Here is a 10789-nt window from a genome sequence, read left to right on the forward strand (position 1 = left end):
GGGTACGAAGCGGACGGTCCGGTGCCTGATCGGACGCTATGGCCGCGATGGAGTGGTGTAACCCCCAGAAGAGGTCCGCCCGCCACCCCTATGGGCGGGGCGGAACCTCTAGGGGTGGGGGGCGACCTGCTGGATCACCAGGCCACGGGGAGCGCGAGGGCGCCGTGGACCATGTTGTAGCCGCGGAAGGCGATCTCGCCTCGTGGAACGGCGAGCCGGATGCCGGGGAAGCGGCGCAGCAGGGCGGTGAAGCCGACCTTCATCTCGATCAGGGTCATGGCGGCGCCCGGGCAGCGGTGCAGTCCGTGGCCGAAGCCGAGCTGCCGGCCCTGGGGGCGGGTCAGGTCGAGGCGGTCGGGGTCGGGGTAGTGGGCGGGGTCACGGTTGGCGGCGGCCAGGGCGGGGACGACGTACTCGCCCTTCTTGATGGTGACGCCGCCCAGTTCGATGTCCTCGGTGGCGGTCCGGCCGCCGGTGGCGGAGATGACGCTGAGGTAGCGCATCAGTTCCTCGACTGCGGTGTCGAGGACTTGGGGGTCGTCGCGCAGCAGGGCGAGCTGGTCGGGGTGGTCGAAGAGTGCGAGGAGGCCGAGGCCGAGGGTGTTGGCGACGGTGTCGAAGCCCGCGGTGAGGTGCATGTTGGCGATGCCGACGATCTCCGCGTCGGAGAGGTCGTCGCCGTGGTCGCGGGCGAGCATGCCGATCATGCCGTCGCCGGGTTCGTCGCGCTGGGCGGTGACGACGTCGAGCATGAACCGATGGGCGGCGGCGACGAGTTCCCTCGCCTCCTCGGCGGTGGCGGCGAGCCCGGGGGCCTGTTCGCTGATCCGCAGGTAGGTGTCGCGCTGTTCGTCGCTGAGGCCGAGGAGTTCGCAGATGGCGAGCAGCGGGAAGGGCGAGGCGAACGCGGTCATGAGGTCGGTGCCGGGGCCGCCGCGCTCCAGGGTGTCCAGGCAGTGCTCGGCGATCTTCTCCAGGCGGGGGACGATGTCCCGCATCCGGCGGGCGGTGAAGCTGCCGGCGACGGTGCGGCGCAGCCGGGTGTGGTGGGGCGGGTCCATGTTGACGAAGCTGCCCGGGGACACTTCGAGTCCGGTGTCGTCGACGCCGGGGAGCATGAGGGTGAGGGGGGTGAGGGCGCTGCTGAGCCGGGGGTCGTTGAGGACCTGGCGGACGTCGTCGTAGCGGGTGACGACCCAGATGTCGCGGCCGTCGATCATGCGGTACTTGGTGACGGGCTCCTGGCGCTGGGCGCGGCGCAGGTCGGCGCCGGGGTCGAAGGGGCAGAGGTCGTCCCGCTGGTAGGGCAGGGGGGTTTCCATCTCCAGGGGCATGGTGTGCTCCGTGATTGCCGTGGGGGGCAGGTGGGTCGGGTGGGTCAGCGGATTCCGAACTCGTCCCCGATGAGGCTGAGGAGTTCCGCGGTGCTGGCGCTGCTGAGGTCGCCGTCGGTGTCGGCGGCGCCGTCGGCGGGGGCTTCGAGCCGGGTGAGCAGGGCCCTTAGGCGTACGGCGAGTGAGGCGGTGCGGGCGGGGTCCTCGGCGGGGGTGTGCAGGGCCGCTTCGAGGGATTCCAGGGCGAGTTGGGCCGGGTCGGGGGCCTGTGCGGAGGCGAGGTCGAGTTCCTGGAAGAGGAGGTCGGCGAGGGCGGTGGGGGTGGGGTGGTCGAAGACGAGGGTGGCGGGGAGTTTGAGGCCGGTGAGGGTGGCGAGCCGGTTGCGCAGGTCGACGGACATGAGGGAGTCGAAGCCGAGGCTCTGGAAGGGTTTTCCGGGCGGTACGGCGCTGCCGGCGGCGAGTCCGGCGGCGGTGGCGGTCTCGGCGCGGACCAGGTCGACGAGGGCGGTGGCGCGGTCGGTGTCGGACAGCGGCAGGAGCCGTTCGCGCAGTCCGCCGGCCGGGATTGCGGGTCCTGTCGTGCCGCGGGGGGCGAGGCCGCGCAGCAGGACGGGGGTGGTGGGGGCATCGGTGTCGAGGACGGAGACGTCCAGGCGGACGGGGACGGTGGCGCCGGCGCCGGTGGTGACGGCGGCGTCCATCAGGGCCATGCCCTCGCGGGGGTCGAGCTGACGCAGGCCGATGCGGGCGATGCGCTTGAGGTCGCTCTCGCTGACGTTCGCGGTCATGCCGTCGCCGCGCTGCCAGGGGCCCCAGGCGAGGGCGGTGGCGGGCAGGCCGCCTGCGGCGCGGCGGGTGCACAGGGCGTCGGCGAAGGCGTTGGCCGCCGCGTAGTTGGCCTGTCCGGCGCCGCCCATGACGCCGGCGAGGGAGGTGAAGACGACGAACCGGTCGAGGTCGAGTCCTGCGGTCAGCTCGTCGAGGTGTTCGAGCGCCGCGGTCTTGACCGGCAGGACCGCGTCGACGTGCTCGGGGGTGAGGGCGGTGAGGGTGGCGTCGGCGACGGTGCCCGCGGTGTGGACGACGGCCCGCAGGTCGGGGGCGGTGTCCAGGAGGGCGGCGAGCGCGGCGCGGTCGGTGAGGTCGCAGGCGGCGGCCCGTACGGTGGCGCCCTGGGCGTCGAGTTCGGCGATCAGGTCGGTCATGCCGGGGGCGTCCGCGCCGCGCCGCGCGGCAAGCAGCAGGCTCCGGACGCCGTGCCGGGTGACGAGGTGGCGGGCGACGAGGCGGCCGAGGGTGCCGGTGGCGCCGGTGACCAGGACGGTGCCCTCGGTGGGCCACAGGGGCTCCGGGGCGGTCTCGGGCGGGGCGAGCCGGGCCAGCCGGGGGACGAGGACCTGGTCGTCGCGCAGGGCGATCTGGTCCTCGCCGAGGGCGATGGCCCGCCCCAGTGCCTGGCGCAGCCCGATGGTGGCGCCGGGCAGCCGGTCGACGAGCAGCACGCTCCCGGGGTTCTCCAGTTGGGCGGAGCGGGCGAGCCCCCACACGGCGGCGCCCGCCGGGTCGGCCACGGTGTCCTCCCCGGTGACCGCGCCGGAGGTGCACAGCACCAGCTGGGTGCCGGACAGGGTCGGGTCGGCGGCCCACTCCTGGAGGAGGGCCAGGATGGTGTGGACGGCGTCCCGGGTCGCGGCGGCGGTCGGCGCGGCGGGGGCCAGCGGGACGACGGCGAGGGCGGGCAGGGTGCTTTCGGCGCGCAACGCGGCGAGATCCGCGAGGTGTTCGACATCGTCCCCGAGCAACTCGGCCAGGCCGGGCATGGGTTCACCGAGGACGGCGATCCGGCCGAGCAGTGGCCCGGTGCCGGCCGGGGCCTGGGCGAGCGGCGTCCACTCGGTGCGCAACAGCCATTCGGGGCGCAGCCGCACGGTGTCGAGCTGTTCCGTGGAGGTGGCCCGCATGTGCAGGGCGGTGACGGTGAGGACGGGGCGCCCGTCGGTGTCGGCGAGGTCGACGGAGACCTTGTCCTCGGCCTCGTCGCGGATGTGGACCCGCAGGGCGGTGGCGTCCTGGGCGTGCCGGGTGACGCCGCGCCAGGCGAACGGCAGCAGGGGGCCGCTCGCGGAGGTGGCGGTGGGGCGGAAGCCGAGCGCGTGCATCGCGGCGTCGAGCAGCGCGGGGTGGACGGCGAAGCCGCCGCCGGCCGGTTCGGGCAGCCGTACCTCGGCGAAGACCTCGCTGCCGCGCCGCCACCCGGTGGTCAGGCCCTGGAAGGCGGGGCCGTAGGTGAAGCCGTGGTCGACGAGGTCGGCGTAGTAGGTGGACAGGTCGATGGCCTCGGCGTCGGCCGGGGGCCAGGCGGCGGGCGGCGTGCCCGGCCGCGGGGGTGCCTCGGTGAGGAGGGTGCCTTCGGCGTGGGCGGTCCAGGGGCCGTCGTCCTCGGTGCGGGAGTGCACGGTGACGGTGCGCGCTCCGGTCTCCTCGGGGCCCACGGTGACCTGGAGGCGGACGGGGGTGCCGTCGGGCACCGGGAGCGGGGCGGCGAGGGTGAGTTCGTCGAGGTGGTGGGAGCCGAGGAGCAGGCCGGCCCACAGGGCCAGCTCGACGAAGCCGGTGCCCGGGAACAGCGCGGTCTCCAGGACGGCGTGGTCGGCGAGCCAGGGGTGGGTGGTCGTGGACAGCTCGCCGGTGAACAGGGTGTGCCCGTCGGCGGTGGTGACGCGGGCGCCGAGCAGCGGGTGTCCGGCGCCGTCGAGGCCGAGGGAGGCCAGGTCGCCGGTGTGGGCGGGGCGGGGCTCGGGCCAGTAGCGGGCGTGTTGGAAGGGGTAGGTGGGCAGGGTGACAGTGCGGGCGCCGCTGCCGGTGAACAGGGCGGCCCGGTCGAGGTCCTGGCCCGCGAGGTGGACCCGGGCCACGGCCGTGGCGAGCGCCTGGTTCTGGGGTGTGTCCCGGCGCTGGGCGGGGACGCACACGCCGCCGTCGTCGAGGCAGCTCTGGGCCATGCCGGTCAGGACGCCGTCGGGGCCCGCCTCCAGCAGGACGGTGACGCCCTCGGCGGCGAGATGGGTCACGCCGTCGGCGAACCGGACCGCCTCGCGGACGTGCCGGACCCAGTACTCCGGGGAGCACGCCTGCTCGGGCGTGAGCGGGACGCCGGTAAGGTTGGAGACGACCGGGATACGCGGCGGGCACAGGTCGAGTCCGGCGACGACCGCCGCGAACTCCTCCAGCATCGGTTCCATCAGCGGTGAGTGGAAGGCGTGGCCGACTGTCAGGACCCGGGTGCGCGCGCCGTCCTCGGCGAACTTCTCGCGCAGGGCGGCCAGTTCGGTGGAGGGCCCGGACAGGACGACCGAGCCGGGTGCGTTGACGGCGGCGACGGTGACGTCCGTGCGGCCGTCGAGCACGGCCAGGGCCCGCTCCTCGTCGACGGAGACAGCCAGCATGCCGCCCCCTTCCGGGAGTCGCTGCATGAGCCGGCCACGCGCCGCGATCAGCGTGCACGCGTCCGGCAGGGACAGCACGTCGGCGACGTGCGCGGCGGTGATCTCGCCGACGGAGTGGCCCAGCAGGAAGCCAGGGCGTACGCCCCAGCTCTCCAGGAGGCGGTACAGGGCGGTCTCGAAGGCGAACAGGGCTGGCTGGGTGAACTCGGTGCGGTGGACCGTGTCGTCGTCCTCGGAGGCGAACACCACGTCGGCGAGCGGGCGTGGCAGCAGCGGGTCCAGGTGCAGACAGACCGCGTCGAAGGTCTCGGCGAACACCGGGTGGGCCGCGTACAACTCGCGTCCCATTCCCGGGTGTTGGGCGCCCTGTCCGGTGAACAGCAGCGCGAGTCCGCCTTCGCGGGCGGTGTCTCGCAGGAGCCCGGCGGGCAGTTCGCCGTTCGCGAGCGCGGTCAGCGCCGCCTCGGTCTCGGCACGGTCGTGGACGACTGTCCCCGCGCGGTGTTCCAGGGCGGCGCGGGTGGTGGCCAGCGAGTGGGTCAGGTCGGCGGTGGTGAGCGCCGGGTCGGCGGCGAGCCGGTCCAGCAAGCGGCCGGCCTGACCGCGCAGGGCGTTCTCGTCCTGGGCGGAGAGGAAGAGGGGCCAGGGGCGGGGGGCGGTCTCCTCCTGAGTCGCGGGGAGCTGCTCGGTCGGCGCCTGTTCCAGCAGGATGTGGGCGTTGGTCCCGCTGATCCCGAACGACGACACCCCGGCGCGGCGCGGTCGTCCCGTCTCGGGCCAGGGCCGCTGCTCGGTGAGGAGTTCGACGGATCCCTCCGTCCAGTCGATCTCCGGGGACGGCTCGGCGGCGTGGAGAGTCCTGGGGAGTTCGCCGTGGTGCAGGGCGAGGACGGTCTTGATGACGCCGCCGACGCCGGCCGCCGACATCGTATGACCGATGTTGGACTTCAACGAGCCGAGATACAGCGGGTGTTCACGCCCTTGGCCGTACGTCGCGAGCAGCGCGTGCGCCTCGATGGGGTCGCCGAGCTTCGTACCGGTGCCGTGCGCCTCGACGGCGTCGACGTCCTGCGATCGGAGCCCCGCGTCCGCCAACGCATCCTGGATCACCCGCTGCTGAGCCATCCCGTTGGGCGCTGTGAGCCCGTTGGAGGCACCGTCCTGGTTGATCGCGGAACCGCGTACGACAGCCAGCACGCGATGCCCGTTGCGTTCGGCCTCGGAGAGCCGCTCGACAAGGAGCACGCCCACGCCCTCCGACCAGCCGATGCCGTCGGCGGAGGCGGCGAACGCCTTGCAGCGGCCGTCGGCGGCGAGGCCGCCCTGGCGTTCGAAGTCGGCGAAGAGCGCGGCGTCCGGCATGACGCACACCCCGCCGGTCAGCGCCAGGTCGCACTCCCCCCGGCGCAGCGCCTGGGCCGCGTCGTGCAGCGCGACCAGGGAGGAGGAACAGGCGGTGTCGACGGTGACGGCAGGGCCCTCCAGGCCGAGGACGTAGGAGACGCGGCCGGTGATGACGCTGGTGGCGCTGCCGGTGACGGTGTAGCCCGCGAGTGCCTCCGAACCGGGCGGGAAGAGCAGGGAGTAGCCGAGTCCGGCGGCGCCGACGTAGACGCCGGTGCGGGTGCCGCGCAGGGCCGTCGGGTCGATGCCGGCGCGCTCGACCGCCTCCCAGGAGGTCTCCAGGAGCAGCCGTTGCTGAGGGTCCATGGTGAGGGCCTCGCGCGGGGTGATCCCGAAGAACGCGGCGTCGAAGCCGGCGACGTCGTCGAGGAAGCCGCCGCGCGCCGAGTCCTGGGCCCGCCAGCCGCGGTCGCGGGGCAGTCCGGTGATGCCGTCGCGGCCCTCGGTGAGCAGGTCCCACAGGTCCTCGGGGCCTTCGACGCCGCCGGGGAAGCGGCAGGCCATGCCGACGATCGCGATCGGCTCGTCGGCGGTGGTCCGGCGCCGCGCGGGTGCCGGTGCCGCGGGCTGTGCGTCCTGCGTGTCCTGCGTGTCGGGGAACAGTTCGGTGTACAGGGCCTGTACGAGTTGACGGGGCGAGGGGTGGTCGAAGACGAGGGAGACGGGGAGCCGCATGCCGCCGGCGGCGGCGAGCCGGTTGCGGAAGTCGACGGCGGTGAGGGAGTCGAAGCCCAGTTCCTTGAACGGCCGGGAGGACTGGACGGTCTCCGTGTCCTCGTGGCCGAGGGCGGCTGCCGCGGTGTCGCGGACCAGCCGGAGCAGGACCCCGGTGCGCTCGGTCTCGGTCAGCGGCAGCAGGCGTCCGCGCAGCGTCCCGGCGTCGGCGTCGTCGCCCGGTCCCGCCGCGGCGACCGTACGGCGCCGGGCGGGCCGGGGCGCCGCGGTGGGCTCCAGCCGGTCGAGGCGTTCGGCGGGCGGGGTGCCGTCGAGCAGCCCGGCCGGGCTCGCGGGGCGCAGCAGGAGGGCGTCGGCGGTGGCGACGGGTGCTCCGGTGGCGTCGGCGAGGAGCACGGAGACGGTGCTCGCGCCGGTGCGGGTGAGGCGGACCCTCAGGCGAGTGGCGCCGGTGGCGTGGACTTCGACGCCGCTCCAGGAGAACGGGACCGCCGGGTCGCCGTCGAGGGCCTGGAGGGCGTGCAGGGCGGCTTCGGCGAGCGCCGGGTGGAGGGCGAAGCGGGCGGCTTCGGGGCCCTGGCCCGCCGGCAGGGCGACTTCGGCGTAGGACTCGGTGCCGGTGCGCCACAGGGCGGTCAGCAGGCGGCGTTCGGGGCCGTAGGAGAAGCCGGCGGCGGCCAGGTCGTCGTAGAGCCCGGTCACGTCGGCGGGTTCGGCGCCGGGCGGGGGCCAGGCGGTGAGGTTCTCGGCGGGGGCGCCGGTCTCGGGGACGAGGGTGCCGGAGGCGTGCAGCAGCCAGGGGCCGTCCTCGTCGGGGGCGGCGGCCGTGGAGTGGACGGTGAAGGAGCGGCGGGCGCCCTCGTCGGCGCCGACCCGGATCTGGAGGGCGACGGTGCTGTCCGGGGGGAGGGTGAGCGGGGTGTGCAGGGTGAGTTCCTCGACGCGGCCGTGGCCGAAGGGGTCTCCGGCCGCGACGGCGAGTTCGACGAACGCGGTGCCGGGCAGGACGGGCCGGTCGCCGAGGGCGTAGCCGTCGAGCCAGGGGTGGTCGGGCGCGGAGATCCGGCCGGTGAGGACGGCGCCGTCGGCGTCGGCGAGCCGGACGAAGGCGCCCAGCAGGGGGTGGCTGAGAGCGCCCATGCCCGCGGTGGTGACGTCGGCGGTGCGGCGGCGGCCCTCGGGCCAGTGCCGGCGCCGCTGGAAGGGGTAGGTGGGCAGTTCGGGGAGGTCGCCGGGGCGGGCGGGGACGTCGGCGAAGACGCGGGCCCAGCGGGGGTCGGCGCCGCCGGTCCAGGCCTGGGCGAGGGCGGTGCGCAGCCGGGCCGGTCCGCCCTCGCCGCGGCGCAGGGTGCCGGTGACCGCGGCGTCGTGCTCCTCGGCCTCCACGCACTGCTGGACGGAGGTGACGAGGACGGGGTGCGGGCTGGGCTCGACGAACAGCCGGTGCCCGTCGGCGAGCAGGGCCCGCACGGCGTCGGCGAACCGCACCGGCTCCCGCATGTTGCGGCACCAGTAGGCGGCGTCGAGGCGGGCCGTGTCGAGGGGGCCGCCAGTGACGGTGGAGTAGAACGGCACCGGGCTGCTGCGCGGAGTCAACTGGGCGAGGTCCGCCATCAGTTGCTCGCGCAGGGCCTCGACGAACGGAGAGTGTCCCGGGCTGGCGGCGCCGGGGATGCGGCGGGCCTGTACGTCGTCGGCCGCGCAGGCGGTCACGAAGGCGTCGCAGGCGTCGGGGTCGCCGGTCAGGGCGACGGAGGCGGGTCCGTTGACGGCGGCGATCCACAGCCGGTCGGCCCACGGGGCGAGCCGTTCGCGGACCTGGTCCTCGGGCAGCAGCACGGAGGCCATGCCGCCGCTGACGGTGAGCGTGCGCAGGGCGCGGCTGCGCAGGACGACGACGCGTACGGCGTCCTCCAGGCCGAGCCCGCCCGCGAGGTGGGCGGCGGCGATCTCGCCCTGCGAGTGACCGACCACGGCGTCGGGCGTGACGCCGTACGCCTCCCAGGTGCGGGCGAGCGACACCATGACGGTGAACAGCACCGGCTGGATGACGTCGATGCGGTCGGGGTCGGCGTCCCGGGGTTCGCCGCGCAGGACGGACAGCACGTCCCAGTCGACGAGTTCCCGCACGGCAGCCGCGCAGGCGTGGGCGCTTTCCGCGAACACCGGTTCGGTGTCGAGGAGTTCGCGGGCCATGCCGAGCCACTGGGAGCCCTGGCCGGGCAGCACGAACGCGGTCCGGCCGGTCACCGCCGTGCCCTCGGTCACGGTGTCGTGCGGGCGGCCCTCGGCGAGCGCGGTCAGCCCGACGAGCAGGGTGTCCCGGTCGGCGGCCAGGACGGCGGCCCGGCGGCCGAGGGGGGTACGGCCGAGCGCGAGGGAGCGGGAGACGGTGTCGGCCGGGAGGGCGGGGTTGGCGGTGAGGTGGCTCAGCAGGCGGCCGGCCTGTGCGCGCAGGGCGGTGGCGCTCTTGGCGGAGAGGAGGGCGGGCAGCACCCCGGGGGTGCCGTCGGGGGCGTCCGGTGCGGCCTCCTCGCGCGGCGCCTGTTCCAGGATCACGTGCGCGTTGGTCCCGCTCACTCCGAACGACGAGACGCCCGCCCGGCGCGGTCCGGCCTCGTCGGACCAGGGCCGGGCCTCGGCGAGCAGTCGTACGGTGCCGGCGGACCAGTCGACGAACGGGGTCGGCTCGTCGGCGTGGAGCGTGCGGGGCAGGCTGCCCCGGCGGATGGCCTGGACCATCTTGATGATGCCGCCGACGCCCGCGGCGGCCTGGGTGTGCCCGATGTTGGACTTCAACGAGCCCAGCCACAGCGGCCGTCCGGCGGGGCGCGCGGTGCCGTAGGCGGCGAGCAGTGCGTCGGCTTCGATGGGGTCGCCCAGCCTGGTACCGGTGCCGTGTGCCTCGACGGCGTCGATGTCGGCGGGGGTCAGGCCCGCGTCGGCGAGGGCGTCGCGGATGACCCGCTGCTGGGAGGGACCGTTGGGGGCGCTCAGCCCGTTGGAGGCGCCGTCCTGGTTGACGGCCGTCCCCCGTACGACGGCCAGCACCGGATGCCCGAGGCGCCGGGCGTCGGAGAGCCGCTCGACGACGAGGACACCGACGCCCTCGCTCCAGCCGGCCCCGTCGGCGGCGGCGCCGAACGCCTTGCACCGGCCGTCGGGCGCCAGGGAGCCCTGCCGGGAGAGCATGACGTGCACGTCGGGCGTCGACATGACGGTGACGCCGCCGGCCAGCGCGAGATCGCACTCCCCCGCGCGCAGTGAGCGCACGGCCAGGTGCAGGGCGACGAGCGAGGAGGAGCAGGCCGTGTCGACCGTGACGGCCGGGCCCTCCAGGCCGAGGACGTAGGAGAGCCGCCCGGACAGCACGCTGTTGGAGACGCCGGTGGAGCCGTGGCCGTCGATGCCGCCCTCGACGGCGGTCAGCAGGCCGGCGTAGTCCTGCTGGGAGACGCCCGCGAACACGCCGGTACGGCTGCCCTTGAGGGCGCGGGTGTCGAGCCCGGCCCGCTCCAGGGCCTCCCAGGAGCTTTCGAGCAGCAGCCGCTGCTGGGGGTCCATGGAGTGGGCCTCGCGCGGCGAGATGCCGAAGAACGCGGCGTCGAAGGCGGCGATGTCGTCGAGGAAGCCGCCCTCGCGGACGTAGCAGGTGCCTTCCTTGGCGGGGTCGGGGTCGTAGAGGGACGCAAGGTCCCAGCCCCGGTCGGTGGGGAAGCCGGCGATGGCGTCGCGGCCCTCGTCGACGAGCCGCCACAGGTCGTCGGGGCTCGCCACCCCGCCGGGGTAGCGGCAGGCCATGCCGACGACGGCGATCGGTTCCCGGGCAGCCGACTCCAGCTCGCCCAGCCGCCCCCGCGTCCGGTGCAGTTCCGCGGCGACCTGCTTGAGGTAGTCGCGGAGTTCGTTGTCCTCAGCCATGCGAAC

Annotated in this window: 2 protein-coding genes; both read right to left on the reverse strand. The window is 74.9% G+C overall.

Features of this window, described 5'->3' with window-relative positions; translation table 11 throughout:
- Positions 1-134: 134 nt before the first annotated feature.
- Positions 135-1334, reverse strand: a complete 1200-nt coding sequence (locus OHA11_RS00655) for a cytochrome P450 (protein ID WP_266490872.1) — start codon at positions 1332-1334, stop codon at positions 135-137.
- A 44-nt stretch (positions 1335-1378) separates the two neighbouring features.
- Positions 1379-10783 carry a type I polyketide synthase gene (locus OHA11_RS00660; protein WP_266490874.1) on the reverse strand — a complete coding sequence of 3135 codons (9405 nt, stop codon included), beginning with the start codon at positions 10781-10783 and terminating at the stop codon, positions 1379-1381.
- Positions 10784-10789: the final 6 nt, after the last annotated feature.

Origin of the sequence: Streptomyces sp. NBC_00878 (assembly GCF_026341515.1) — a bacterium.
Classification (GTDB): Bacteria; Actinomycetota; Actinomycetes; order Streptomycetales; family Streptomycetaceae; genus Streptomyces.

Coding starts and splice junctions, on each gene's coding strand:
- OHA11_RS00655 (WP_266490872.1), bottom strand. CDS start 1,334: ATGCCCCTGGAGATGGAAACCCCCCTGCCCTACCAGCGGGACGACCTC.
- OHA11_RS00660 (WP_266490874.1), bottom strand. CDS start 10,783: ATGGCTGAGGACAACGAACTCCGCGACTACCTCAAGCAGGTCGCCGCG.